General features: G+C 69.1%; 23 protein-coding genes. 8 read left to right on the top strand and 15 right to left on the bottom strand.

Going from position 1 to position 24742, the window contains the following annotated elements; translation table 11 throughout:
- Positions 1-66: 66 nt before the first annotated feature.
- A complete protein-coding gene (gene pdxH / locus AB0O34_RS21160) occupies positions 67-720 on the bottom strand; it encodes a pyridoxamine 5'-phosphate oxidase (protein ID WP_363917732.1) in 654 nt (217 codons plus the stop codon).
- Positions 721-890: 170 nt separating this feature from the next.
- On the opposite strand from pdxH, the gene AB0O34_RS21155 reads away from it, so the two are divergent.
- Positions 891-1997 carry a citrate synthase 2 gene (locus AB0O34_RS21155; RefSeq protein ID WP_363917731.1) on the top strand — a complete coding sequence of 369 codons (1107 nt, stop codon included), beginning with the start codon at positions 891-893 and terminating at the stop codon, positions 1995-1997.
- Between the two features lie 179 nt (positions 1998-2176).
- The gene (serC, locus tag AB0O34_RS21150; RefSeq protein ID WP_363917730.1) at positions 2177-3289 is read left to right on the top strand and encodes a phosphoserine transaminase; all 1113 of its coding nucleotides are present in this window, start codon (positions 2177-2179) and stop codon (positions 3287-3289) included.
- 37 nt (positions 3290-3326) lie between these two features.
- On the opposite strand, the gene AB0O34_RS21145 is transcribed toward serC, so the two are convergent.
- The 9 genes from AB0O34_RS21145 to AB0O34_RS21105 all read right to left on the bottom strand — a co-directional run bounded on the left by AB0O34_RS21145 (position 3327) and on the right by AB0O34_RS21105 (position 11306).
- Positions 3327-3737, bottom strand: a complete 411-nt coding sequence (locus AB0O34_RS21145; RefSeq protein WP_363917728.1) for a BlaI/MecI/CopY family transcriptional regulator — start codon at positions 3735-3737, stop codon at positions 3327-3329.
- 92 nt (positions 3738-3829) lie between these two features.
- Positions 3830-4492: a rhomboid family intramembrane serine protease gene (locus AB0O34_RS21140; RefSeq protein WP_363917726.1), complete on the bottom strand. Its 663-nt coding sequence runs from the start codon at positions 4490-4492 to the stop codon at positions 3830-3832.
- A gap of 184 nt (positions 4493-4676) precedes the next feature.
- Positions 4677-5441: a crotonase/enoyl-CoA hydratase family protein gene (locus AB0O34_RS21135; RefSeq protein WP_363917724.1), complete on the bottom strand. Its 765-nt coding sequence runs from the start codon at positions 5439-5441 to the stop codon at positions 4677-4679.
- Positions 5442-5462: 21 nt separating this feature from the next.
- Positions 5463-6236 carry an SDR family NAD(P)-dependent oxidoreductase gene (locus tag AB0O34_RS21130; protein ID WP_363917722.1) on the bottom strand — a complete coding sequence of 258 codons (774 nt, stop codon included), beginning with the start codon at positions 6234-6236 and terminating at the stop codon, positions 5463-5465.
- Positions 6237-6284: 48 nt separating this feature from the next.
- Positions 6285-6626, bottom strand: a complete 342-nt coding sequence (locus AB0O34_RS21125) for an STAS domain-containing protein (RefSeq protein WP_363917720.1) — start codon at positions 6624-6626, stop codon at positions 6285-6287.
- A gap of 117 nt (positions 6627-6743) precedes the next feature.
- Positions 6744-7496, bottom strand: a complete 753-nt coding sequence (locus tag AB0O34_RS21120; protein ID WP_363917718.1) for an ABC transporter ATP-binding protein — start codon at positions 7494-7496, stop codon at positions 6744-6746.
- Positions 7493-8257, bottom strand: coding sequence for a cobalt ECF transporter T component CbiQ (cbiQ, locus tag AB0O34_RS21115; RefSeq protein WP_363917716.1), 765 nt, complete (start codon positions 8255-8257; stop codon positions 7493-7495). Before cbiQ ends, AB0O34_RS21120 begins: the two co-directional genes overlap by 4 nt.
- A complete protein-coding gene (locus tag AB0O34_RS21110) occupies positions 8257-9291 on the bottom strand; it encodes an energy-coupling factor ABC transporter permease (RefSeq protein WP_363917714.1) in 1035 nt (344 codons plus the stop codon). The genes cbiQ and AB0O34_RS21110 overlap by 1 nt, the downstream gene beginning before the upstream one ends.
- A gap of 212 nt (positions 9292-9503) precedes the next feature.
- Positions 9504-11306, bottom strand: coding sequence for a glycosyltransferase family 2 protein (locus tag AB0O34_RS21105; RefSeq protein ID WP_363917712.1), 1803 nt, complete (start codon positions 11304-11306; stop codon positions 9504-9506).
- A gap of 139 nt (positions 11307-11445) precedes the next feature.
- On the opposite strand from AB0O34_RS21105, the gene AB0O34_RS21100 reads away from it, so the two are divergent.
- Complete coding sequence (locus tag AB0O34_RS21100; RefSeq protein WP_363917710.1) at positions 11446-11820, top strand: STAS domain-containing protein; 375 nt, start codon at positions 11446-11448, stop codon at positions 11818-11820.
- A gap of 164 nt (positions 11821-11984) precedes the next feature.
- The gene (locus AB0O34_RS21095) at positions 11985-14315 is read left to right on the top strand and encodes an ATP-binding domain-containing protein (RefSeq protein WP_363917708.1); all 2331 of its coding nucleotides are present in this window, start codon (positions 11985-11987) and stop codon (positions 14313-14315) included.
- Positions 14316-14537: 222 nt separating this feature from the next.
- On the opposite strand, the gene AB0O34_RS21090 is transcribed toward AB0O34_RS21095, so the two are convergent.
- Positions 14538-15515 (bottom strand): S41 family peptidase, encoded by a 978-nt coding sequence (locus tag AB0O34_RS21090; RefSeq protein ID WP_363917706.1) that lies wholly within the window; start codon positions 15513-15515, stop codon positions 14538-14540.
- Positions 15516-16009: 494 nt separating this feature from the next.
- Here AB0O34_RS21090 and AB0O34_RS21085 point away from each other — a divergent pair, with 494 nt between their 5' ends.
- The 3 genes from AB0O34_RS21085 to AB0O34_RS21075 all read left to right on the top strand — a co-directional run bounded on the left by AB0O34_RS21085 (position 16010) and on the right by AB0O34_RS21075 (position 18573).
- Positions 16010-16891 (top strand): hypothetical protein, encoded by an 882-nt coding sequence (locus AB0O34_RS21085; protein ID WP_363917704.1) that lies wholly within the window; start codon positions 16010-16012, stop codon positions 16889-16891.
- Between the two features lie 102 nt (positions 16892-16993).
- Entirely contained in the window at positions 16994-18067 is a 1074-nt protein-coding gene (locus tag AB0O34_RS21080) for a hypothetical protein (protein WP_363917702.1), read from the top strand.
- Positions 18068-18108: 41 nt separating this feature from the next.
- Entirely contained in the window at positions 18109-18573 is a 465-nt protein-coding gene (locus tag AB0O34_RS21075) for a helix-turn-helix domain-containing protein (RefSeq protein ID WP_363917700.1), read from the top strand.
- On the opposite strand, the gene AB0O34_RS21070 is transcribed toward AB0O34_RS21075, so the two are convergent.
- On the bottom strand, positions 18574-19536 hold the full coding sequence (locus AB0O34_RS21070) for a hypothetical protein (protein ID WP_363917698.1): 963 nt from the start codon (positions 19534-19536) through the stop codon (positions 18574-18576).
- A complete protein-coding gene (locus AB0O34_RS21065) occupies positions 19523-20056 on the bottom strand; it encodes a hypothetical protein (protein ID WP_363917696.1) in 534 nt (177 codons plus the stop codon). The genes AB0O34_RS21070 and AB0O34_RS21065 overlap by 14 nt, the downstream gene beginning before the upstream one ends.
- Before the next feature lie 28 nt (positions 20057-20084).
- Between AB0O34_RS21065 and AB0O34_RS21060 the strand changes: the two genes are divergently transcribed.
- Entirely contained in the window at positions 20085-20291 is a 207-nt protein-coding gene (locus AB0O34_RS21060) for a hypothetical protein (RefSeq protein WP_363917694.1), read from the top strand.
- A 406-nt stretch (positions 20292-20697) separates the two neighbouring features.
- Here AB0O34_RS21060 and AB0O34_RS21055 read toward each other — a convergent pair whose 3' ends face one another.
- Both AB0O34_RS21055 and AB0O34_RS21050 read right to left on the bottom strand, forming a co-directional pair.
- The gene (locus AB0O34_RS21055; protein WP_363917692.1) at positions 20698-21531 is read right to left on the bottom strand and encodes a CoA ester lyase; all 834 of its coding nucleotides are present in this window, start codon (positions 21529-21531) and stop codon (positions 20698-20700) included.
- Entirely contained in the window at positions 21528-24719 is a 3192-nt protein-coding gene (locus tag AB0O34_RS21050) for a 2-oxoglutarate dehydrogenase E1 component (protein WP_363917690.1), read from the bottom strand. The genes AB0O34_RS21055 and AB0O34_RS21050 overlap by 4 nt, the downstream gene beginning before the upstream one ends.
- Positions 24720-24742 lie beyond the last annotated feature (23 nt).

Genomic DNA, 24742 nt, shown 5'->3' with positions numbered 1-24742 from the left:
CACCTCGCCGACCGCGAACACCTGCAACGTATCCGGGCACTGTACCCAGGCAACCTGAGCGGCAACTCAGGGGGCCAGGCGTTCGACCACCCACTCGTTCCCGGAGCGGCGGTAGCGCAGCCGGTCGTGCATGCGGTCGACCTGCCCCTGCCAGAACTCCACCTCCGAGGGCACGACCCGGAAACCGCCCCAGAAATCGGGCATCGGCGGCTCCTCCGGCCAGCGCTCGGCCAGCTCGCGGTAGCGCTCGTCCAGCTCTTCCCTGGACGGCACGACCGCCGACTGCCGCGAAGCCCAGGCCCCGATGCGCGAGCCGTACGGGCGGGACCGGAAGTAGGCGGCGGAGTCCTCGCGCGGCAGCCGGACCACATGGCCCTCCACGCGCACCTGACGCCGGAGCGGGTGCCAGGGGAAGACCAGGCCCGCGCGCGGATTCTCGGCGAGGTCGCGGCCCTTGCGCGACTCGTAGTTGGTGTAGAAGACGAACCCCTCCTGGTCGTACCCCTTGAGCAGGACGGTCCTGGCGGTCGGCCTGCCCCCGGCGGAGGCGGTGGCGAGCACCATGGCGTTCGGCTCTGGAAGCCCGGCGTCGACGGCGTCGGCGAACCAAGAAGCGAACTGGGTCACGGGATCGGCGGCGAGGTCTGCCTCTCTCAAAGGCAGTCCCTCGTATGTACGGCGGAGCCCGGCGAAGCACGGCGAGCTCGATGCGGCATCCACAGACCGGTATTCTTCCGCGTTCGGCACCACCACCGAAGCGGCACCCCCCACCAGGGACGATCCCGTTTCGGCGGGTCCGGAGGCGGAGCACTCCCGCCAAGGGGGTTGAATATGACCCGCCGGTATCTCGACATCAAGGCTTTGACTTCAAGAAAGGGAGGCGGCCGAGAATGTCCGACTTCAAACCCGGGCTGGAAGGCGTAGTAGCGTTCGAGACCGAGATCGCGGAACCGGACAAAGAAGGGGGCGCCCTTCGCTACCGGGGCGTCGACATCGAAGAGCTGGTCGGGCGGGTCTCGTACGGACACGTCTGGGGCCTGCTGGTCGACAACAAGTTCAAGCCGGGCCTTCCCCCGGCCGAGCCGTACCCCATTCCTGTCCACTCCGGTGACATCCGCGTCGACGTCCAGAGCGCCCTGGCCATGCTGGCCCCGGCGTACGGCTTCCGCCAGCTGCTCGACATCGACGAAGACCAGGCCCGCGACGATCTCGCACGCGCCTCGGTCACCGCGCTCTCGTTCGTCGCCCAGTCCGCCCGCGGGCTCGGCCTGCCCATGGTGCCGCAGTCGCGCGTCGACGAGGCCGCGACGATCGTCGAGCGCTTCATGATCCGCTGGCGCGGCGAGCCCGACCCCAAGCACGTCAAGGCCATCGACGCCTACTGGACCTCCGCCGCCGAGCACGGCATGAACGCCTCCACGTTCACCGCCCGTGTCATCGCCTCCACCGGCGCCGACGTCGCCGCCGCCCTCTCGGGCGCGGTGGGCGCCATGTCCGGCCCGCTGCACGGCGGGGCCCCGGCCCGCGTGCTGCACATGATCGAAGAGGTCGAGCGCATCGGCAGCGCCGAGACCTACGTCAAGAAGGCCCTCGACAGCGGCGAGCGGCTGATGGGCTTCGGCCACCGCGTCTACCGCGCCGAGGATCCCCGCGCCCGCGTCCTGCGCCGCACCGCCCAGGAGCTGAACGCCCCCCGCTACGAGGTGGCGTGCGCGCTGGAGACCGCCGCGCTGGCCGAGCTGCACGCCCGCAAGCCCGACCGCGTCCTCGCCACCAACGTGGAGTTCTGGGCGGCGATCATGCTCGACTTCGCCGAGGTGCCCCCGCACATGTTCACCTCGATGTTCACCTGCGCCCGCACCGCCGGCTGGGCGGCGCACATCCTGGAGCAGAAGCGCACGGGCAGGCTCGTCCGCCCCAGTGCCGACTACGTCGGCCCCTCGCAGCGCTCGGTCAACGACGTTCCCGGTGCCGACGAGGTCATCGGCAAGGACTGAACTTCCCCCGCCGGGCCTCTTCCTCCCGGTACCCGCCCCCTACAGAGGGCCCGCAGCCCCCAGTTGCGGGCCTTTCGCGCGTGTGGGCATCGCCAGTGACGTAGGCGGACATGAGCGCGTGTATCTCACGATCCGGACCCGAGGCGTAACCACCGAGGCGGCTCACTACCCTTGGTTAGGTGGCTGACATCGAGATTCCCGCTGAACTCAAGCCCGCGGACGGCCGTTTCGGCTGCGGGCCTTCGAAGGTACGCCCCGAGCAGCTCGCCGCCCTGGCAGCCGCCGGCGCGAGCGTGATGGGCACCTCCCACCGCCAGAAGCCGGTGAAGAACCTTGTGCGCCGGGTCCGTGAGGGCCTCGCCGACCTGTTCTCCCTTCCTGAGGGGTACGAGGTCGTGCTCGGCAACGGCGGCACCACCGCATTCTGGGACATCGCCGCCTTCGGGCTGATCAAGGAGAAGTCCCAGCACCTGAACTTCGGCGAGTTCTCGTCGAAGTTCGCGACCGTCGCGGCCAAGGCGCCGTGGCTGAGCGAGCCGACGGTGATCAAGTCCGCGGTGGGCAGCCACCCGAGCGCGATGCCCGAGGCCGGCGTCGACGTCTACGCGCTGACCCACAACGAGACCTCCACCGGCGTGGCCATGCCGATCAAGCGCGTGGGCGGTGAGGACTCCCTGGTCCTGGTCGACGCCACCTCCGGCGCGGGCGGCCTGCCCGTCGAGGCGAGCGAGTTCGACGTCTACTACTTCGCGCCCCAGAAGAGCTTCGCCTCCGACGGCGGCCTGTGGCTCGGGCTGTTCTCGCCCCGCGCGCTGGCCAGGGTCGACGAGATCGCCGCCACCGACCGGTTCGTCCCCGAGTTCTTCAGCCTGCCGACGGCGATCGACAACTCCTCCAAGGACCAGACCTACAACACCCCGTCCGTGGCCACGCTGTTCCTGCTGGCCGACCAGCTCGACTGGATGAACGGCAACGGCGGCCTGGCCTGGACCACCGCGCGCACCGCCGACTCGGCGTCCCGGCTCTACAACTGGGCCGAGAAGACGTCCTACACGACGCCCTTCGTCGCCGACCCGGCGCAGCGCTCCAGCGTCGTCGGCACCATCGACTTCGCCGACGAGGTCGACGCCGCGGAGGTGGCGAAGGTCCTGCGGGCCAACGGCATCGTCGACACCGAGCCCTACCGCAAGCTCGGCCGCAACCAGCTCCGCATCGCGATGTTCCCGGCCATCGACCCGGCCGACGTCGAGGCGCTGACGGCCTGCGTCGACCACGTGGTCGAGCGCCTCTGAAAGCCCTCCCGCCGCCCTCAGAGCCCCTGACCAGGGCCTAGGGCGAGGGCGGCGGAACCCAGCCGGGGCCCCCGACATGCCTCTGCTCGCCCGTGCGGCGGGCCAGCTCTTCCAGCAGGCGCAGCGCGTCATCGAGGTCGACGCTCTGCGCGAAGCATGAGAGCACGGGGGCCCGGTCGGGGCTCTCGGCCAGAGCCTCCAGCATGACCGCTGTGACGTGCTGGTCGCGGGAGCGTCTCGTGGAGTAGCGGAAGGCCTTGCGCTCGGCCGTGCGGCTCAGCAGGCCCTTCCTCACCAGGCGCTCGGCGACGGTCTGGACCGTGGTGTAGGCCAGCGGCTTCTCAGCCTCCGCGTTCAGCACTGACTGCAACTCGCGGACGAGCAACGGATGGGCGGAATCCCAGAGCACCTCCATGATGGCGCGCTCCAGAGATCCCAGACTATTCACGCTGTCATCCTCCCTCAGGGAGCCCCATCACGACCAGTTGATGATCCCTGACCGGCTGATTTCACGCGATAATGCGTCATTTCTCTGATCAATTAGTCTCGCCCGGATGAATAGGAGGCGACCGCGACGGGCCGCCTCCTGCGGCGCAGCATCCAGGCGGCGAGCAGCCCGCCCACCAGCCCGAACAGGTGGCCCTGCCAGGAGATGCCCGGCTGCCCGGGAAGCACTCCCCAGATCAGCGAGTAGTACAGGACGGCCACTCCGATGCCGAGGGCGATGTCCAGCAGGTGCCGGTCGAACAGCCCGCGCGTCACGACGTACCCGAAGTAGCCGAACACCAGCCCGCTGGCGCCCACCGTGAGCCCCGGAGGGCTGAGGAACCACACCCCGAGCCCGCTGACGACGATGATGATCAGGCTGGCCACGAAGAACCTCCCGAGGCCGCGCAGCGCGGCGAGGAAGCCCAGGATGGCCAGCGGCACGGTGTTCGCCATCAGGTGCGCGAAGCCCGCGTGCAGGAACGGGGCGATCAGGATGCCGACCAGCCCGTTCACGTCGTGGGAGACGATGCCGTACCGGTCGAGGTCCTGGGGCAGGACGTAGTCCGCGACCTCGACGCCCCATTCGACGGCCACCAGGAGCGAGATGACGATGGCGGCACCGAGGGCTCCCGTGACCAGGCCGACCACGCGCTGCTTGACCACCTCACCCGAGGTCCGGCCGGCAGGCGCAACTCCGGTCGCGTAGTCGCTCATCGCTCTCCTCTTGTGACGTGCCTTGGAACGCGCTTTGTTCTCCCTTTACCGTACGCAAACAGTGTTTAACCCGCGATTTCGCGCGAGACACGAATAAGGCGCATGTTGCCCATGATCATGGGCAACATGCGCCTTACAGCGAAATGATCAACTCGGCACGGAGGTGATCATTCAAGGACGGCGATCACTCCCCCGCCCAGTTGGGGGCGCGTTTCTCGGCGAAGGCCGCCGCGCCCTCCATGGCGTCCTTGGAGCCGAACACCGGGTTGGTGATCTCCCCCTGCCTCGCGAACATCTCGTCCCGGGACCAGTCGGCCGACTCGACCAGGACACGCTTGGTCGCCAGCAGCGCCAGCGGAGCGTTGGCCGCGATCTTGGCCGCGAGCTCCTTGGCCGTGGCCAGCGCCTCGCCCGCCGGAGTGATGCGATTCACCAGGCCGAGCTCGTACAGCCGCGACGCCGGGTAGTGGTCGCCCGTCAGCGCGATCTCCATGGCGATGTGGTACGGGATGCGGCGCGGCAGCCGCATCACACCGCCGGCTCCCGCGACCAGGCCGCGCTTGGGCTCCGGCAGGCCGAACTTCGCCTCCTCGGAGGCCACGACGATGTCGCAGGCGAGCACCAGCTCGAAGCCCCCGGCGAGCGCGTAGCCCTCCACGGCCGCGACGATGGGCTTCTTCGGCGGCCTCTCGGTGAGACCGCCGAAGCCCCGCCCTTCGACGAGCGGGAAGTCTCCGGTCAGGAACCCCTTGAGGTCCATCCCCGCGGAGAACGTGCCGCCCGCCCCGGTGAGGACGTACGCGGAGACGTCCTTGCGCTCCTCCAGCTCGTCCAGGGCCGCCACGACGGCGCGTGCGACGTTGCCGTTGATGGCGTTCCTGGCCTGCGGCCGGTTGATCGTGATGACGGCGATGCCGCCCTCTACCTCGACGAGAACCTCGTCAGACACCCTTACCTCCGGTTGGCGGTCTCACTTGGGCTGGAAGCGGATACCGCCGTCGAAGCGGATGACCTCGCCGTTCATGTAGTCGTTCTCGACGAGGGCGCGCACCAGGTGGCCGAACTCGGACGCCCGGCCCATCCGCTTGGGGAACGGCACCGGCGCCGACAGCTTGGCCTTGAACGCCTCGGACTCCGGCCCCGATCCGTAGATGGGGGTGTCGATGATGCCCGGCGCGATCGTCAGAACCCGGACCCCGATCGCCGCGAGGTCACGCGCGGCGGGCAGGGTCATGCCGATGATGCCGCCCTTGGAGGCGCTGTAGGCCACCTGGCCGGTCTGGCCCTCGATTCCGGCGACCGAGGCGGTGTTGATGACGACGCCACGGGCTCCGTCGGCGTCGGCGGGCTCGGTCTTCGCCATGGCCGCCGCGCCGATGCGCATGAGGTTGAAGGTGCCGATCAGGTTGACGTCGATCACCTTGCGGTAGCTCGCCAGGTCATGCGGCGAGCCGTCCCTGCCCACCGTACGGGAGGCCCAGCCGATGCCCGCGCTGTTGACGACGGCGCGCAGCGGCTTGCCCGTCGCGACGGCGGCGTCCACGGCCGCCTGGACCGAGGCCTCGTCGGAGACGTCGGTCTGCACGAAGACGCCGCCGAGCTCGTCGGCGAGGGCCTTGCCGCGCTCGGCGTTGAGATCGGCGATGACGACGGTCGCGCCGGCGCCGGCCAGTTCGCGTGCGGTGGCCTCACCGAGGCCGCTGGCACCGCCTGAGATGATTGCTGCTGCTCCGTTCAGGTCCATATCCCGGACCTTAACGCGGCAACCGAATGAAGTTCTACTAGGGGTGGCTCAAATCTCACCCGAAATAGCGGCGTCGACGTCGGGATAGACCTTGATGCGCCGGTCGAGCCCGGTCGTGCGGAGGATGCGCGCCACCGGGGCCTGCGGAGCCGCCAGGGAGACCCCGCCGCCCTCACCCGTCGCGAGGCGCCACGCCTCGATGAGCACCGACAGGCCGCTGGAATCCATGAACGACAGCGCGCCGAGGTCGAGCACCAGCCGGGTGCCGTCCTGCTTGATCGCCTCACGCACCTCGTCGCGCAGGAACGGCGCCGTGAACAGATCAAGCTCACCCTCGACAGCCACGACGACGGCGTCCCCGAACGCGCGCCGCGCCAGCCGCAGCTTCATGTGGAACCTCCTCGCGCGCCCACTTTACTTCTCAATCACCGTGACAGATGTCACGTGACCATAAGATCCGCCACTCACCGCATCGCCGGTACGGCCGCGCCCGTACGGCCGGGCGCTTCAGTGCGGCCGTTCGGCGACCGCGAAGCCGTACGGGAGCTCCAGCCGGTGGGCGGCGAGCAGGGCGGGATCGGCGAGAATCTCGCGAGTCGGGCCGTCGGCCGCGATCACGCCTCCGGAGAGGATGAGTGAGCGTTCACACAGCTCCATGGCGTACGGCAGGTCGTGCGTGACCATCAGGACGGTGACATCCAGCGAGCGCAGGACCTCGGCCAGCTCGCGCCGCGAGGCGGGGTCGAGGTTGGACGAGGGCTCGTCGAGCACGAGGATCTCGGGCCGCATGGCGAGCACCGTGGCCACCGCGACCCTGCGGCGCTGCCCGAACGACAGGTGGTGCGGTGGCCGGTCGATCACCTCGGGCAGCCCGACCTGTTCGAGAGCGTCTCTGACCCGGCGCTCCAGCTCGGGGCCGCGCATGCCGAGGTTCGCGGGACCGAACGCGACGTCCTCTCGGACCGTGGGCATGAACAACTGGTCGTCGGGATCCTGGAACACCAGGCCGACCCGGCGGCGGATCTCCTTGAGGGTGTCCTTGCGAACGGGCAGGCCCGCCACCTCGACCAGGCCGTGCCCGGCGGTCAGGATGCCGTTGAGGTGCATGACCAGCGTGGTCTTGCCCGCGCCGTTGGGCCCTAGCAGCGCGACCCGCTCGCCGCTCCCGATGGTCAGGTCGACGCCGAACAGCGCCTGGGTGCCGTCGGGGTAGGCGTAGGCCAGCTCGCTCACGCGCAGGGAGGGCGGGGATGGGGTCACGAGAGGCTCCAGGAGAGTGCGGCCGTGGCCAGCGCGGCGGCCGGCAGGAGTGCGGCGGTGGCCCAGCTTGCCACCGATGCGCCCCCCTCGTGAACCACCGGCATCGAACCCGTGTATCCCCTGCTCAGCATGGCCAGGTGCACCCGCTCGCCACGCTCGTACGAGCGGATGAACAGCGCGCCCGCCGACTTCGCCAGGACAGGCAGGTGCCGCACGTCACGCGCCGCGAAGCCGCGCGACTCGCGGGCGACCCGCATCCTGCGCATCTCGTCGAGGATGACGTCCATGTAGCGGAGCATGAACATCGCGATCTGCACCAGCAGCTGGGGCAGCCGGAGCCGCTGCGCGCCCAGCAGCATCATGCGCGGCTCGGTGGTGGCGGCGAGCAGGATGCTCGCCACGACACCGAGGGTGGCCTTCGCGAGGATGTTCCACGCGGCCCACAGCCCCTCCGCGCTGAGCGACAGCCCGAGCACCTCGAAGCGCGCGCCCAGCCCGATGATCGGGAGCGCGACCGCGAACAGGACGAACGGCACCTCGATGACCATGCGCCGCAGCACGAACGCCGCCGGGACGCGGGCCACCGCCGCCACGGCCGCCAGTAGCAGGACGTAGACCCCGAAGGCCCAGAAGACCTCTCGCGGGGTGGCGACGACGACCACGGCGAAAGCCGCGACGGCCGGCAGCTTGCACTCCGGCGGCAGCCGGTGGACGAGGGTGACCCCCGGCCGGTAGAGCTGGTGGTGGTGACCGGCACCCACTACGCGCGCGCCCGTTCGGTGTCACGGCCGCGGCGGCGCACGGTGTAGAAGATCGCGCCGCCGGCCAGCACGGTGATGCCGACCCCCGCGACGCCCGCGACGCCGACCGCCAGCCGCTCGCTGCCGACGCCCTTGACTCCGTAGGCGGCGAAGGGCGAGTGGCCGAGCGGGTGGTGCTGCTCGTTCGCGTTGAGGCCCTTGTCGCCGGCGACCTTCTCAAGGCCGTCGGGGCTGCTGGAGGCGTAGAAGGACACCACGCCCGCGAGGATGACGGCGACCAGCGCGCCTCCGGCCAGCAGCGGCCGGATGCTGCGGGCGGGCGCCGGAGCCGGGGCCGTGGTGACCTCGGTGCTCCCGCCGCCGGCCGTGCGCAGCACCAGCGGAGCCGTGAGGCCCCGCGCGCCGTACACGAGGTCGGGCCGCACGGCCAGCACGCTGCTCACGGTCAGCGCCGTGATCACGCCCTCGCCCAGCCCGATCAGGACGTGCACGCCGCCCATGGCCACCGCGACGGACGACACGTCGATCGGGGCGGTGCCGCCGATCCAGAACAGCACGGTGAACGCCAGCGCCGCGACCGGGACGGAGACCGCGGCCCCGACGAAGGCGGCGACGGTGACCGCGGTGCGGCTGCGCGGCGCGGCCCGCACGATCAGGCGGAACACCGTCCAGCCCACGACGGCCGTCACGATCGCCATCAGGGTGATGTTGACGCCGAGCGCCGTGAGGCCGCCGTCGGCGAAGAAGAACCCCTGGACGAGCAGCACCACCGCCACGCATAGGACGGCGGTGTACGGCCCGACGAGGACCGCGGCCAGCGTGCCGCCCAGCAGGTGACCGCTGGTGCCGGCCGCGACCGGGAAGTTGAGCATCTGGACGGCGAAGATGAAGGCCGCCACGAGGCCCGCCATCGGGGCCGTACGGTCGTCGAGCTCGCGCCGCGCGCCGCGCAGGCAGACGCCGAGCCCGGCCGCCGCGAACGCGCCGGCGGCGATGGACACCGGCGCGTTGAAGAAACCGTCTGGTACGTGCACCACAAGCCTCCGGAGCGATTGAGCTGCGCCAACTCTAGGCTATGGGGTTGTAGTTGCAAAGATATGGCATTAACGACGGATGGGCGATGAGATCACGCGGGCCGAGCGGCGCTCCCCATATGTATACGGCGAGCTACTGACAGTTCTTAACGCCCGGCGCGGATCGACCGGCGTACGTCTTGACGCTTGGTGCCGATCGACCGGCGTGCGTCTTAACGCCCGATGCGGATCGACCGGCGTACGACGGCCTTCGGGCCTCTGGCGAGGACCGTGACGACGAGCTTGCGCCGGACCTTGGACGCCCTGGCCAGGGCGGTCCACCGCCGCCGCCCGCGCCACCACGCCACCCCCGGCCCGAGCTCGGCCTCGCCCACCTGCACGGGATAGCGCACGGGCGGCCCGCCGAGGTTGAGCTCGAGGTTCGCCTCCCAGATGCCCGGAACGTCCAGCGTGGCCGTGGCGGTGAACAGCGCGTCGTCGACGGCGGACGCGGGAGCCCTGCGCTCGTTCCCCGAGGAGCGCTCGCGCCAGACCACCTGGCGCACGCATCGCGCGGCGGGGCACTCGCTCGCGACGGTGACCGTGCCCTCGATGGTCAGCACGCCCTTGCCGCCCCACGCGGCGCGGGTCAGCCGCGCGGACCCGGGAATGGTCACGACGTGGCCGCCGACGTCGATGCTGAGGTTGCCCTGCGGGCGGGTGAAGTAGGGGGCCGCGACGGCCGCCGTGAGGCGCGGGCCGGGGCGGCCGACCTCGGGCTCGCGCTCGGCGCCGAACCTCGCCACCCGGCGCACCCCCTCACAGGCGATCACCACGTACATGTCCCAGACGCCGGGCGGCAGCCGTGACACCTCGACGCTCCCGGCGAAGACATCGGCCACGGAGGTCACCGGGACGCGGCGCTCGGTGCCTGTGGAGCGTTCCCGTAAGAGCAGGCCCACGGTGACGCCGTTCCACGAGTCGGTGAGGACGGCGCGGCCGGACACCTCCAGCCGGTCGCCCGCCCACCCGAGCCCGGTGAGGCGGTGGCGCACGGCGGCGGTCTCGACCCGCGCCAGCCGTACGAGCCGGTCGACGTCGCCGAGCGAGGCGGCCCTGAGCCGGTCGATGGGCCGTAACCGCTCGAGCACCCCGTCGGTCAGCCAGACCGCGCACAGGTCGGAGGCCTCGCGGGCGATCGCGAGCCGGGCCTCGGCGTCCTCCGACAGGAACGGGGCGCCGAGCTGGCCGAGGATGTCGAAGCGGAAATGCCTGCGCAGGAGGTGGTCGCGGAGCGGCCCGGCGGGGATGTGGCGGGTCATGAGCTCGATGGGCGTGCGGATCATGCGCAGCCAGGCGAGGGGGTCGCGGCTGCCGGGCTCTTGCATGATGCTGCTGCCGTCGGGCCGGGACACCAGGTGGTAGCAGTCGTGGTCGGCGACCACGGAGATCGTCTCGGCGTGGCAGTACGCGTGGACGGAGAAGACGATGTCCTCACCGACCCTGAGCGACTCGTCGAACAGGATGCGGTGGCGGGTGAGCAGCTCGCGGCGGAAGAGCTTGAAGCAGGTGAGCGTGTTGTAGACGGTGGTCTCGCCGAGCGGGGCGCGGTCGCGGCTCTCGCGGAACATGGATGTGGGAACCTTGCGGCCGTGGCCCACCATCTTGCCGAGGACGATGTCGGAGCCGTTGCGGTCGGCCATGGCGAGCATGCGTTGCAGCGCCTCGGGGCCGAGGTGGTCGTCAGCGTCACAGAAGAAGACATAACGCCCGCTGGCCTGGGCGATCGCGCGGTTCCTCGGCCGGCCGGCGCTGCCTGAGGCCTGCTGGTAAGAGACCCGTATTTCCGGAAATTTCGTCGCATAGTCGGCGAGGAGATCCCGGCTGCCGTCGGTGGAGCCGTCATCGACGATGACGATCTCCTTGCTGACGCGCTGCTCCAGCAGCGAGCTGAGGCACCTGTCGAGATACGGGCGGCAGTTGTGGACGGGCACCACGATGCTCACGTCGACGCGCCGACTACTTTCCGTCTTCATTGCGATTCATTATGTAACCGCTGACCCGCGCCACGAGGCCCAATCAACGCCTTCGCGACAGCCGCCCTACCTGCTTATTTGGCTATGTAGGCTTATTACCTTTTTGTCAGGGTAACGAGTCCGCAACGGAGGTGATGGCGTGGCTTACCCGGCAGGTGAGACAGGGCTGGGGATTGACCTGAGGCGAGAGGAAGCCTGCACGATCGTCGAGATCGCCGGCGAGCTCGACATGAACGCGGTCCCCCTGCTCCGCGCCGAGCTGGACGGAGTGGTAGAGGCGAGCCGTCCGCCATACGTGGTGCTGGACCTCACCCGGACCACCTTCTGCGACTCTCTCGGCCTCGGCCTGCTGGTCCATACGTACAACAGGGTGCGCGAGATGGGCGGGAGGCTGGCGCTGGCCGTGGCCCCGGGGATGATCTCCAGGCTGCTCACGATCACCAATCTCGATCATCATTTCGAGACCCACCCGACCGCTGAAGAGTCGGTGGCGGCGGTCCTGCAGACGGCCTGATCGGGATACGCGTTCGAGCGGTGTGATTCGCGACCAACGAGGGTCTGTCACGGCCCGTGCCGAGCGGAACGGCGTGCGCGAGCGGAGAAAGCTGGTACGCTCAACTGTTCGGCACGACTAAACAATGGCCGTGCAGCACTGCCCGTTAGGAGTATACCACACCGATGGAGCCCCGTGCACCCGAAACCGCCCGCGCGGAAGCCCTGCAAGCCGAGCAAGCCTATGTCTCGATGCTGTACGACCGTCTGGACACTGTACGCGAGCGCGCCCAGACCTCACTGGAGGAGGAGCACGGGCGGGGAACGCCGGGCGGCACGCACCAGGCCCGCTTCGAGCGTGACGTGGCCTCCAACGAACACGCGCGGCGCGTCGCGCAGCTCTCGGGGGTGGAACGCGGGCTGTGCTTCGGCCGGATCGACGACACCGACGGGGACACCTACTACCTAGGCCGCGTCGGCCTGCGCGACGCCGCCAACGAGCTGGTCCTCATCGACTGGCGCGCGCCGGCCGCCCGCGCGTTCTACACCGCCACACCCAGCGACCCCGAGTCGCTGGTGCGCCGCCGCCACCTGCACACACGCGGCCGTACGGTCGTGGACCTCGACGACGAGGTGTTCGACCTCGGGCGGATGAGCGAGCCCGACCGCCGCACACTGGTCGGCGAGGCCGCGCTCATGTCGTCGCTGCGGCGCGGCCGCACGGGCCGGATGGGCGACGTGGTGGCCACGATCCAGACCGAGCAGGACCAGGTGATCCGTTCGGGCCTGCCCGGGGCGCTCGTCGTCCAGGGAGGGCCGGGCACGGGCAAGACCGTCGCCGCCCTGCACCGGGCCGCGTACCTGCTGTACGCGCACCGCGACACGCTCCAGCGGCGGGGCGTGCTGGTCGTCGGCCCGAACACCATGTTCCTGCGCTACATCGGCCAGGTGCTGCCGTCCCTCGGCGAGACCGACGTGGTGCTGACCACCGTGGGCGAGCTGTACCCGGGCGTACGGGCCACCGCCTCCGACCGGCCAGAGACGGCGACGGTCAAAGGCGACCCGCGGATGGTCGAGGTGATCAAGACGGCCGTGCGGGACCGGCAGCGGGTGCCCGAGGGCGACCTGGAGGTCCTGATCGACGTTCGGACCTCGCGCCGTAACGGGGTCGAGGTCGTAGTCGAGCAGATGGCCCTGCACATGGACCACGCCACCTGCGTACGGGCCCGCGAGCGGGCGCGGGCGGTACGCAACCCGCACAACGTGGCGCGCAAGCTGTTCATCGACACGGCGCTGACGGCGCTCGCGCTCGACGAGGCACGCCAGCTCGACCGGGAGCTCGACGAGGACGACCTGCGACACGCGCGTGCGGGGCTGTGGCGGATGGCCTCCGTACGCAGGGCCCTGGACGGCCTGTGGCCGCTGCTCACGCCGGAACGGCTGGTGTCGGAGCTGCTCGCCGACCCCGAAGCCCTGCGCTCGGCCGCCTCCCCCGAGGAGGGGAACGGCGGCATGCTCCTGCGGCCGGAGGAACGGGAGTCCCTGTGGCGCCCCGTGGACGCGCCGTGGACCACCGAAGACGTACCCCTGCTCGACGAGGCCGCCGAGCTCCTCGGCGAGGACAACTCCGCCGCCAAGGCGGCGGAACGGGCGGAGCGCCGGGTGCGCCGCGCCGAGGAGATCTACGCGCGCGGCGTGCTGGAGATCACCGGAGTCGGCGAGGAGGAGATGTTCGACGCCCGCGCCCTCGCCGAGCGCCACTACTCGAACGACCCCGTCCTGACGACCGCCGAGCGGGCCGCGCGGGACCGTGGCTGGGTGTACGGCCACGTCATCGTGGACGAGGCGCAGGAACTGTCGGCGATGGCCTGGCGCATGGTCATGCGCCGCATCCCCACCCGCTCGCTGACCGTGGTGGGGGACGTGGCGCAGACCGGCTCGGCGGCGGGCGCGCGGTCATGGGCCGAGATGCTCGACCCGTACGTGAAGGGCCGCTGGCGGGAGGCACGTCTCCTGGTCAACTACCGGACCCCCGCCGAGATCATGGAGGTCGCCGCCGACGTGCTCAAGGCTGTCGCGCCGGACCAGGAGCTCCCGATCTCCGTACGCGACGGGGAGGCCCCGCCGCGCGCGCTGCACGTACCGCGTGCCGGGCTTCCAACGGTGCTCCCCGAGCTGATCGCCTCCGAGCTCGCCGAGATCGGGGAGGGCCGGCTGGCGGTCCTGACCCCCGACGGGCGGCACCGGGAGATCGCGGGGCTGCTGCCGGACGCGGCGTCCGCGCTGACGGCGAACGCCCTGGAATCGCCCTCGGTGGTCCTGACCGTGACCCAGTCGAAGGGCCTGGAGTTCGACTCGGTGGTGGTCGTGGCCCCCGACGAGATCCTGGCCCAGTCGCCCAAGGGAGGCCAGGACCTGTACGTGGCGATCACCCGTGCCACCAGGCGGCTGACGGTCGTCCACGAGGACGAGCTGCCGCCGACGCTGGCCAGACTGAACGGCACGCCGTCCACCTGACGGGCCGGGAGCGGCGGCACGCGGCCCACACCGCGCCCTCCGCTCCCCCGCCTCGTCGGCACCGGTCAGTTCATGCCCGCCTGGACAGGTGGTGTCCGCCGGTCAGGTCACGCCCGCCGGGTCAGATGATGTCCGCCGGTCGGTTCGTGTCCGCCTGGGCAGGTGGTGTCCGCCGGTCGGTTCGTGTCCGCCGGGTCGTGTCCGCCGGGTCGTGTCCACCGGTCAGTTCGTGTCCGGCGCTTCCCGGCTCGCCAGCGCCTCCCGCGCCTCCTGGGCGACCTTGCGGCGTACGCCGTCGCCGCCCAGGCTGAGCACGTGCCCGAGCGCCAGCTCGTACGCCTTCTCGAAGGCCGACTCGGCGGGGGTCTCGACGTCGGGGATGATCCCGACGCCCTCCCAGTTGGTGCCGGTCACCGGGTTGATCGCCCGGCCGGACGGCACACCCGCCTTGAGGTGGGCGTCCACCCGGTAGCGGCCACCCTGATGGGCGCCGCCCCTGGTGCGCTCTCCGATGACCACCGCGCGCTGCCGCGTCTGCAGGTCGTACGCGAGCTCCTCGGCGCCTGAGAAGGTCGTGCCGCTGGTGAGCACGTAGATCGGCTTGGACCCGCCGAAGCGCGGCCCGGGGACGAACGGGTGCGACCAGAACTGCCCCGTGCTGTCTTCCGCACGCCAGTAGAGGTTGTTCAGGTGCGTGGGCTTGTCGAAGAGGTAGCCGCAGATGAGCGCGATCATGTGAGGGTCACCGCCGACGTTCTTACGCACGTCGATGATCAGCACGTCGGTGGCCGCGACGAGGTTCATCGCCGCCACGGCGAACGGCCCGGCGACCTCCGCCGCGAACAACTGCCTGGTGTCCAGGTATCCGATGTTGCCGGCCAGCCGCTCCACCCTGGCGAAGCCGTACCCGTTGAGCGCGGCCTCCTCCCGATAGGCCGCCTCGTCGAAGGAGTCGAGATCACCCTCCTCCGGGATGGGGTCCACGCTGTACAGCAGGCGAAGGTGCTTGTCCCCGTTGATCGACTGGAGGTCCTTGGTGACCTCCGCGGCGAACGTCTCGTCGTCGTCGATCTCCGCGTACGCCTCCAGACGGCTCCGCAGTACCTCGCAGGCACGCTGTGCGACATCGGGGAAGACGTAGTTCTCGACCAGGTGGTCACAGAGGGTCTTGATCTGGGCTGACCAGTCACGTGCGGGCATAGCGTCCTAGTGACCCAGGGCGAAAGATATAACCCTGATCCCCTGCATAGGCGGGCTTAAGGTGACGCGAGCTGCTCGGGCGACAGCAGACCGACGAGGTGCCGCCGAAGGTCCTCCCCGCGAGAACGCCACCCCCTCGACCTCGCCGAAATCACTGCGCAGGCCCTCGACGCGGCCACCGTGACCGGACAGGCCCAAGACCGGCCCGCGACCAGCGGGGAGGCCCTCGACCAACGTCGAGACCCGGGCGTACGGATCGAGTCCGCGCTTCACCCGGCACCCGCGTCCGGCGACCGCGCACTGATCGAACGGCTGGTCGCAAAGGCCCACTCCCTGACGGCAGGCGGCCTCGAAGTAAGCATCACCCTAGGCCCGATCCCGTGAATCACTTGACCCGAGGAGCAAAGTTCACCGACCGGACCGCGACCGATCATGGTCTCCTACCAACTGTGAAGCTTTCCCATTCAATCGGTCTCGGCCTCGCGGCGGCCGGGATGTGCACAGCGGCTGTGGTGCTCTCGGGGTCGGTCAGCGAGCCACCGCCCGTACCGTCCACCTGCCCGCAACGCTGGGGCGGCGACGACATCGGCGGCTGGGTACCCGCCGCCGCCGACATCGACGGCGTGGAGGAGTCGCTCGTCCCCGGTTCGCCGGTGAAGGCGCTCATCTGCGCCTACCCCGGGGACAACGCGCATCCGGGTGGTGAGCGGCTGGCCGGCTCGCGAACGCTGACGGATCAGACGGCGGCGATGGCCCGTGACCTCGCATACCTCCCCGTGACCACCGCCGACGTAGACCGTCCATGCACAGCCATGGGGGGACCGATGACCAACTACCTCATCCGGTTCGCCTATCCCGACGGCCGCGGCCTGTGGGTGGGCAGCGCCGAGGAGGTCAACCACTGCGTGAGAACCACCAACGGCACGGCCGGCAGCGGCTCGTACGCCGGGCCCGCCATCACCACCGCCTACAAGGATGGAGTTTGGCGGTCCCTACCGCCGGACGACCCCTGCCGGGGGCCCGGCGACCGCCGGGGTCAGGACGAGCTGATGGTGCCAGGACGACCCGGCCGACTCACCGTGTGCAGGGACGCCACGTACGTGAGGCCGCCCTATCGGAAACGGCATGGCAGGGACGTCGCCCGCGCGCTGGCCGAGACGCTGAACTCTCTGGACACCGTGCCGAGCCGGAATACCTGCGAGGGGACAGGAGGTGCTCACGAACGCGGCATCCGGCTCATATTCGACTATCCGCAAGGACCGGCCGCTGCGGTGACGATCTCGATGGACTGCGTCCCCGGCATCAACAACGGCCTGCTCCAGGCCAACCTGGACGACCGCCTCCGCGATCAGATCCTACGTTTCGCCCCATCCTGACGTGAAACGCGCCGTCCCGGTCGAGTTCCTGCTCCAGTGGGACGACAAGCCCATGCGCCGCCAGCATGCCAACTTTTCCTCCGAAAGGCGCGTCTCACCCTTATGGGAATATTTTTTCGCGGCACCGCTGCAGCCGTCGCCCTTTTCGTCACTACGGGGCCGGCCGCCGCCCACGCCGTGGCGCCGGCCGGTCAGTGGAGTGTCGTCCATAACGATCGCCGCGACTCCTACGACGCGGTGACGGTGACGCCGGGTGGGGCGGTCTGGGTCGCCGGGACGAGGCGTCCGGATCGCGGATCGACCGGTGCCGAGTCGCTCCTGTTGAAGGGCGGCCGATCCGCCTTCAAGCGTGTCACCGGGCCGGGCTTCCGGGTGAAGCGGCTGACGTCGGCGTCCGACACCAGGGTCTGGGCGTTCGGCACGTCGCGATACGCCCGGTGGGACGGCAAGCGCTGGCAGGTCAAACGATGGCGCTACGGCCGGGTGGATCGGGCGTACGCCATCGGCAAGAACCTGTGGGTCATCGAGAACTCCAACGCGTTCCCGTCGGCCGGTGACGCTGGGTGGAAGGCGCGGTCCACGCTGCGGCGCCTGGCCGGGTCGATGTGGCGCAAGGTCCACACGCCGATCGTGGTCAAAGGACTCGACGGCGCGTGGGCGGCGGGCTCGGTGCGGGGCGCGGCGGCTCTGGCCCGCTGGACCGGCACGGCCTGGCGCGCGGTTGCACTTCCAGCGATTCCGTCCGCACACTCGGGCCAGATCTCGGAGCTGACGGATGTCGCGGTCGACGGTGAGACCGGCCGGGTGATGGCCGTCGGCTGGGTCGCCTGGCCGTGCAGCGGTGCGAAGCACTCCTTCTGCGGTGAGACTTTGCTGCTGTCCGGATATCTGGGCGGCTTGAACTTCGAGGTCCTTGGTGAACCGGGCATCCAGCCGCGCGCCCAGGCGGAGCCCGACGGCAGAGGCGGAGCCTGGGTCGTCTACGACGCCAAGGGCGGAGGCAGCGAATTCCTGCACATCGGCACCGATAGTGTCGAGTCGGGCGCCTTTCCGACTCCGCCGAACCAGAACGCGTCCGTCCGTGACCTCGCCATCCAGCCGGAGAGCGGTTCCGTCTGGGCGGTCGGCGCGGCACCTTCTGGCCGCGGCGGTCTGATCTGGGCCCACGGCCGCTGAGTCGGCTGGGCATCGAGGCCACACGGACGGGACGTGCCCTGGTGCGCGCTGGGTTCGCGCGTACCGCCGTCGTGGCCGCACGAGCAAGGCGGCTGGAGGCGGTCGAACTGTTCGAGAGCGGCTGGTCGGATGCGGAGATCGGCCGGTCGTTCCGGGTGACGCGGATGTCGGTGAACCGGTGGAGGCGGGCGGGAAGGACGGCGGGAAGAAGGTGCCATCGCTTCTCCACCTCCCGCGTTCGTGTTCACAACAAGACGCTCAAGTATTGTCCCGCGTTCCCTGGGACGTTCGGTCCATCGAAGACGCCAACGTCTTTTGCGGCCAGTTCTTCCTGTATTACAACAGTCATTCCGGTATTGGAATGCACACCCGGCATCGATGCACGACGCGCTTGCGGCACCGCGACGTCATCTCCACCAACGGCCCGAGCTGTACCGGTACCGCGGGGCCGCCAGGCCCGAGGAACGGAAGCCCCGCGGCAGCCCAAAGAGCACCGCTGGCGATGATCAGTCATCTACTGCCGACACCTGAAGGATCGTGAAAGTGCGACGGACGGTGCCGTCGGGCTGTTCACGCAGGGCAACTCGCACGCGTAGCTGAACAGCCGCACCAACTCGCCATTTGGCGACCTCCCTCTCGGGTAGCTCACTTGCCGCCATGCGTTCTGTTTCGCCATTATCGAGTTCGATTAGCCACCGCTCGCGATCGCTGACGGTACGCAGTGTGCCCGCCAGGTACTGCTCCTCGGCGTCCAGCCCTCGCCCGGCGACAAAATTGCGAATCCATTTTGCCGCGTTAGGGTTGATTGTAGCCTCGGCTAGCGATGCGCCAGGTTCTGCCCAGCTCGCATCAATGGTGATGTTAGACCGATGAATCGCCTGCGCCAACTGGGACAATGTACTCCCCACTCGAGGGCCGAGCTCTCGAAGTGATATTGCAAGAGATTCAGTTTGTTCCAGTCTAACTGAGCCTATATCCCCAAGTAGAGAGATAAGCTTCGAAGATGCGCGATCTGCAAGCGGCCGAGAAGGCTCAATTATTGCCACATTGCCATGTGGCTCCACTTCATCTAGGGCTTGTGACTGTGGCTCTAGATGCAACACGATGGAGCCTGGAGTGGGTGCAGTGCTCAGAAGCAGCGTGGTGCGTTGAGTGATCTCTGCGGGAAGCGCACCACGCAGTGACTGGACTCGTTCAAGAGCGGCCCCTGTTGCCGAAACGGCCTTTTGCCATGCGGTGGCGATGAGGCCGACGTGGCTGAGTTCAGCAGAATGGGTCTGAATTCCGTCGCCATGTAGACGCAGGCTACCAAAAGAACGCATAGCGCGGATTGTGCCTGTTCTTCGGGCCACGGAAGCCTCGATGCTCTGTCGACCCAATTCGCCCGCAGCGAACGATCGGAGATTCGCGGCCTGGCCCTCGGGCATCCGATTGAGGAACCACTCGAGGTTGCGATCACTTGTACCCATCAAGCTGCACCTCCAGGTAGCCGCGTCGTGGAATCGCGTCGAGTCGAGCATCCGCGTCGCGGACTCGACACCACAAGTTATCCCAGTAGCCTCTTTGCTGAAGATACCCCCGGGTACCTTCAAGAACCTCACAGCCTGGAGTCGGTTTCCATTCAAGGACGTAAGAGTCGACGCGTACGCCGAAAGCGTTCTTCACCTGAGATGCAGCCACGGTCTGGAGGAGCCAGGCATGGCGGGCGTCAGCCTGAGCCGCTTGCACGAGGCGGTCGCTGTCCACGATGTACAGACAGTCGATGTCGGAGGGGTCCGGCTTGTCGGTGAAGAAGCTGCCTGAGAGCCAGCATGCTGCGATCTCACCGACGACAGCACGCAAGACTCCGGTGATCTGCTGCCACTCGGCCCATATCGCTTCGCGATCGCCGGGCTTACCATTGACGTAGGCCGCCTTGGCCTCTTCTTCGGTGCAGACCCATCTCCCGTGTGGCAGCTGTCCATCCACGATGCTTGGTGGTGCCGTCACCTTGCCTCCCCTGTCACGGACCTAGGCTATGGGGCTGTCGCTCTCATCGCTATGGATCCAGAAATCCGCCCATGCCTGGATGGGTGTGCTCTCGATCGTGGGGTCGCTCAGTTGCCAGTGCGCGCGGGGCGGCGCGGGCCGCGACCGGCCGGAGAGCCGCAGCGCGGCCGGTGTCCGCCCGGCGCGGCGGGCCGCCTTTAAAGACGTGGAGAAAGTCCTCATCCGGGCGAACTGAGTTGTCCCGGGTTTGGCCGTTGCAAGCCGATGTCTGCGCGTATTGATATTTCTGGCCCGTTCGGGCTGTTTTATGTATGCGCGCAAGGTCTGGTGCTGTGACGGGCATGCCCACCTCCCCCTCTTCCAGCGCTGAGCAGGCCCGCCGTGCCATCGGCAACCGACTCCGCGAAGCGCCGCGCTGGACGTGTCGCCCCCTACGAGAAGAGGAGATCTCGCCCTGAGACGGGGGCGGCAGCGAGGTTGAAGGACCCTAGAAAGGGCTAGGGCTCCTACTCCCCCATTCCCGCGCTGTCGCCCTCACTCCGCTTGATGCGCTGCGCCGCCCGCCTCAGCGAACCGTTCGTTGAGTACGGCGCGGATATGCTCCCTTTCCTCCCTGTAAGCGGCCGACCCCGCCGGGGTCTTCATCGCCTGCCGTACTGTGCCGCCAGTAGCAGGATCCCCTCGGCGCGCTTGATGACCGCGCGGTCGATCATGCGGCTTTCGTGCGCGATCGCCCCGCTGCCGGCGCTGCGGCTGAGCGCGACGACTTGGTGCGCCCAGTCGACGTCGTCTTGGCTCGGCGTGAAGCCGTAGTTGACAACTGGTACCTGGGTCGGGTGGATACACAGCTTGCCCCGGAAGCCCTGCTCCCTAGCCCCATGAACCTGCACGGTGACCGCGTCGGTGGCTACCATCTCCAGGCAGATGCCGTCGATCGGCGGGTGGAGGTGCGCCCGCCGACTGGCCAGAACCATCAAGTTCCGAACGTGGACAAGGAGCGGGGCCTCCAGCCCGACACCGAGATCCATGGACAGGTCGATGTGACCCAGCGCGAGCCGCACTACGGCGGGTTCGGCGGCGATGTCGGCCATCGCGTCGACGCCCTTGATCGTCTCGATGAGGGCGACGACAGGTACGTCTTGGGGAAACGCAGCGACCAGTGAACGGATCTGCTCGGGCGACTCTGCCTTGGGCACCACGATGGCGGTCGGTTTGGTACCGGCCAGCGCGCGCAGGTCCTCGTTAACGTACGGGGTGTCGACACCATTGACCCGGATGGCCGCCGGCTGCCCGGCGTCCAGGTGCTTTCGGCACGCGTCGCGCGCCAGCGCCTTCCATTGCGGGTCGACTGCGTCTTCCAGATCGATGAGCACCACGTCCGCGCCGCTGGTTGCCGCCTTACGGAATCGGTCGGGCCGGTCGCCGGGTACGAACAACCAGGAGCGCGCGTGGATTGCCGATACGGGGCCGGTCACGAACTCGCCGCCGATCCGACCAGCCAGTAGTCGGCCGTACCGAGGCGTACTGCGGCTGCGCGCAACCGTTCCTGGTTCACAACGTGCGCCGCATGGTAGCCCTCTGCGGGCGAGGACGCCTCGGGCCGGCCGACGTAGCCAAGCCTCGGGCCGGTCATCCCTGACTTGAGCAGTTCGTGCGCCACGTACCGCCAGGCACCCATGTTCTCCGGCTCCTCCTGGACCCAGACCACCTCTGACAACGAGGCGCAGCCGGCCAGCTCGCGGGCGATTTCCCGGCGGGGGAACGGGTAGAGCCGCTCTAGCCGGAGCAGCCGTACCCCGGGCGCGCCGGCGAGCAGCGGGGCGAGCTCCGCGCCGATCTTTCCGGAGCAGAGAACGAGCCGCCTCGCCTCTTCACGGGCGCAGCCGTACGCGAGAACCGGCTCGTATCGGGCGCCGACGAACTCCTGCACCGTCGACCGGGCGCTCTCGGAGCGCAGTAACGACTTCGGTGTCATGATGACCGTCGGCGCGGGTTCCTCGTTCAAGGCAGCCGACACCAGAGCCGCGAAGTACTGTTTGGCGGTGGTCGGGTTGAGCACCGAGGCGTTGTTGCGGGCGCAGAGCGTAAGGAACCGCTCCAACCGGGCCGAGGAGTGTTCAGGCCCGGCGCCCTCCCAACCATGCGGCAGCAGAAGGGCCAGCCGCCCGTCCCGGGACCACTTCTCCCGGCCGGCCATGACGAACTGGTCGAAGATGACCTGCGCGACATTGCCGAAATCACCAAACTGGGCCTCCCACAGCACCAGGGCGTGCGGAGCGGTGCGGGCGTACCCATACTCGTAACCGACGGTGGCGACCTCGGTTAACGGGGAGTTCGCCACGAGTATCGGACCATGCGCTGACTGGAGGCGCTGCCAGCGTTCACCGGTGAGCTCGTCGTGCAGCACCGCGTGCCGCTGGCTGAACGTACCCCGTTCGCAGTCCTCGCCGGTCAGCCGGACCGGGACGCCGGCCTCGCTGATCAGCCTGAGGGCGAGCAGTTCTCCCTGCGCCCAGTCGACGGTGCTGTCGGCCTGCCGGGTCTGGCGGGCGCGTTCGAACTGTCTGCGCAGCTTTGGGTGGGTGGCGAAGCCCTCTGGTGGGCTCTCCAGTTCGGTCAGAGCCTTCTCCACCCATGCCTCGTCGGCCTGGGCCAGCCAGGACTCCAGATTGGCCGAAGCGACTTCGCCGACAGGCGACGCTCGGCGGCGTTGGAGAGCCACGCCGGCCGGATCGGCCTTGACGTCCGCAAGTGCGGAAGCCAGCTGAGCGTGCGTGTCCGCCTGCGTCTCGCGCACGCGGCCGGGTGACACGGCGCGGTCGGCCACCAATGCCGTCTCGTAAAGTTCCGCGACCCGGGGGTGCTGGTCGACGGTCCGGTAGTACAGCGGCTGGGTGTAGCGCGGCTCATCGGATTCGTTGTGCCCGAGCCGGCGGTAGCCGAGTACATGGACCGCGATGTCGCGGCCGAACCGCCTCCGGTACCGGTGGGCGATACGGGCGGCGGTGAGCGCCCCGTCCACGTCGTCGGCGTCCACATGCAGCACCGGAATCCCGAAGCCGCGCACAACGTCGGTGGGCCAGCCGGTAGATCGCAGTTGGCCTGGGCCGGCGGTGAAGCCGAGCCGATTGTCCTGGATCACGTGGACCGCGCCGCCCACCGTGTAGGCATCCAGCGCGTGCAGGTTGAGCGTCTCGTACACGACGCCCTGACCGGTGAACGCCGCGTCACCATGAAAGAGCACCGGCATTGCCCGTGCCTGCGCAGCCGGGAGGGGAATTCCCCTGCGCACCATGTCGTCTTGGACGGCTCGAACGGCGCCGAGCGCCACCGGGGAAACGAACTCCAGATGGCTGGGGTTCTCTTCGAGGTACACGTCGACGACGTTCCCCGCCCGGCCTCGGTAGCGGCCGGCACCGCCCAGGTGCTGGCGCACATCGCCAGACCCCGACGTGTCCGGCGGTAGCGCGTCTGGCAGGAACTCCCGGAGGATCCGTTCGTACGGCCAGTTGAGCACGTGCGCCATGATGCTCAGGCGGCCGCGATGGGCCATCCCGATGAACACGCTTTCGGCCCGCTCGGCGGCCGCCTGCTCAGCGATCTCGGCCAACAGCACGACAGACGTGTCGAGACCCTCGACGGACAGCGTCTTCTGCCCCAGAAACTGCCGCTGTAGAAACCGTTCGAAGCTGTCGAGGCGGGCCAGCAACGTCAAAGCCGACCGGCGTGCGTCCGGCGTCGGGCGGTAGTCGTCTGCCTGCGCGATCACCTGGTCGAACCAGGCCCGTGCGTCCGGATCGGGTAGGTGTGCCGCCTCGATCTCGACGCCGTCGAATACGCGCCCGGGCCCACTGATCCGGGACGAGGGCTCCGCCCCGGCCGCACCACGGTGCCGTACCCGAGCCGGGGCGAGCTTGGCGGCGGGATTGTCGGCCGACGCGGCGGGCGTCAGTTCGTCGTCGAGCGCGGCGTAGAAATCGGCGCTCTGCAGCCTGCCTTGGAGGAAGGAGAGAAAGGCACCGGAGTCGCCGCCTTGGATGACGCGATGGTCGTACGTCGAGGTGACGGTTACGACCGGCGACACCGGAACACTGTTGGCCAGCAGCTCAAGGCCGGGCGGCACGCCTATGGTGCCGACGGCGACGATGGAGCCTGGGCCGACCGGAAGCCGCGGTATGCCGCTGGTTGAGCCGAACCGGCCGGTACTCGTCATGATGATGTTCGCCCCGCTGAGGTCCCGGAGGTCGACCCGGCCGGATCGGCACGCCTGCACCAGAGCTTCCAGCCGCTCCCGGAACTGGGTGAATGTCATCTGATCGGCGTCGCGGATCACCGGGACCAGGATCGTCCGGCCCTTCTCCGTCTCCAGGTCGACCGCGACTCCCAGGTGTACCGCCTGGTCGTCGACCCGCCACGTCCCGGCGTCGTCGCGCTCCAGCCGATGCCTCATCGCCGGGACATCCTCGACCAGTGTGCGTACGAGCGCGTGGCCGATCACGGCGGCGTACTGCAGTGGCCGGCCGGCCTTCTTGTGCCCGGCCCGCCACGACACCAACCGGTCGACGTTGAAGGTTCGGACTGTCGAGGCCGTCGGTACGGTGAGGCTGGCCTCCATATTGCGCGCCAAGGCGGCATCACGGCCGCGCAGGAGCCGGCTCTCCACGACACCGACCGCCAGGGGGCAAA

The sequence above is a fragment of the Sphaerisporangium sp. NPDC088356 genome, from assembly GCF_040685555.1.
Taxonomy (GTDB): domain Bacteria; phylum Actinomycetota; class Actinomycetes; order Streptosporangiales; family Streptosporangiaceae; genus Sphaerisporangium.
The sequence above is the reverse complement of the archived record's forward strand: the minus strand, read 5'-3'. Positions and strand labels throughout refer to the sequence as shown.

Bases quoted from the DNA above. Each gene is read 5' to 3' on its own strand.
- AB0O34_RS21155 (WP_363917731.1), top strand. From the start codon at position 891: ATGTCCGACTTCAAACCCGGGCTGGAAGGCGTAGTAGCGTTCGAGACC.
- AB0O34_RS21140 (WP_363917726.1), bottom strand. From the start codon at position 4,492: ATGAGCGACTACGCGACCGGAGTTGCGCCTGCCGGCCGGACCTCGGGT.
- AB0O34_RS21130 (WP_363917722.1), bottom strand. From the start codon at position 6,236: ATGGACCTGAACGGAGCAGCAGCAATCATCTCAGGCGGTGCCAGCGGC.
- AB0O34_RS21125 (WP_363917720.1), bottom strand. From the start codon at position 6,626: ATGAAGCTGCGGCTGGCGCGGCGCGCGTTCGGGGACGCCGTCGTCGTG.
- AB0O34_RS21105 (WP_363917712.1), bottom strand. From the start codon at position 11,306: ATGAAGACGGAAAGTAGTCGGCGCGTCGACGTGAGCATCGTGGTGCCC.
- AB0O34_RS21095 (WP_363917708.1), top strand. From the start codon at position 11,985: ATGGAGCCCCGTGCACCCGAAACCGCCCGCGCGGAAGCCCTGCAAGCC.
- AB0O34_RS21090 (WP_363917706.1), bottom strand. From the start codon at position 15,515: ATGCCCGCACGTGACTGGTCAGCCCAGATCAAGACCCTCTGTGACCAC.
- AB0O34_RS21085 (WP_363917704.1), top strand. From the start codon at position 16,010: ATGTGCACAGCGGCTGTGGTGCTCTCGGGGTCGGTCAGCGAGCCACCG.
- AB0O34_RS21080 (WP_363917702.1), top strand. From the start codon at position 16,994: ATGGGAATATTTTTTCGCGGCACCGCTGCAGCCGTCGCCCTTTTCGTC.
- AB0O34_RS21070 (WP_363917698.1), bottom strand. From the start codon at position 19,536: ATGGGTACAAGTGATCGCAACCTCGAGTGGTTCCTCAATCGGATGCCC.
- AB0O34_RS21060 (WP_363917694.1), top strand. From the start codon at position 20,085: ATGGGGCTGTCGCTCTCATCGCTATGGATCCAGAAATCCGCCCATGCC.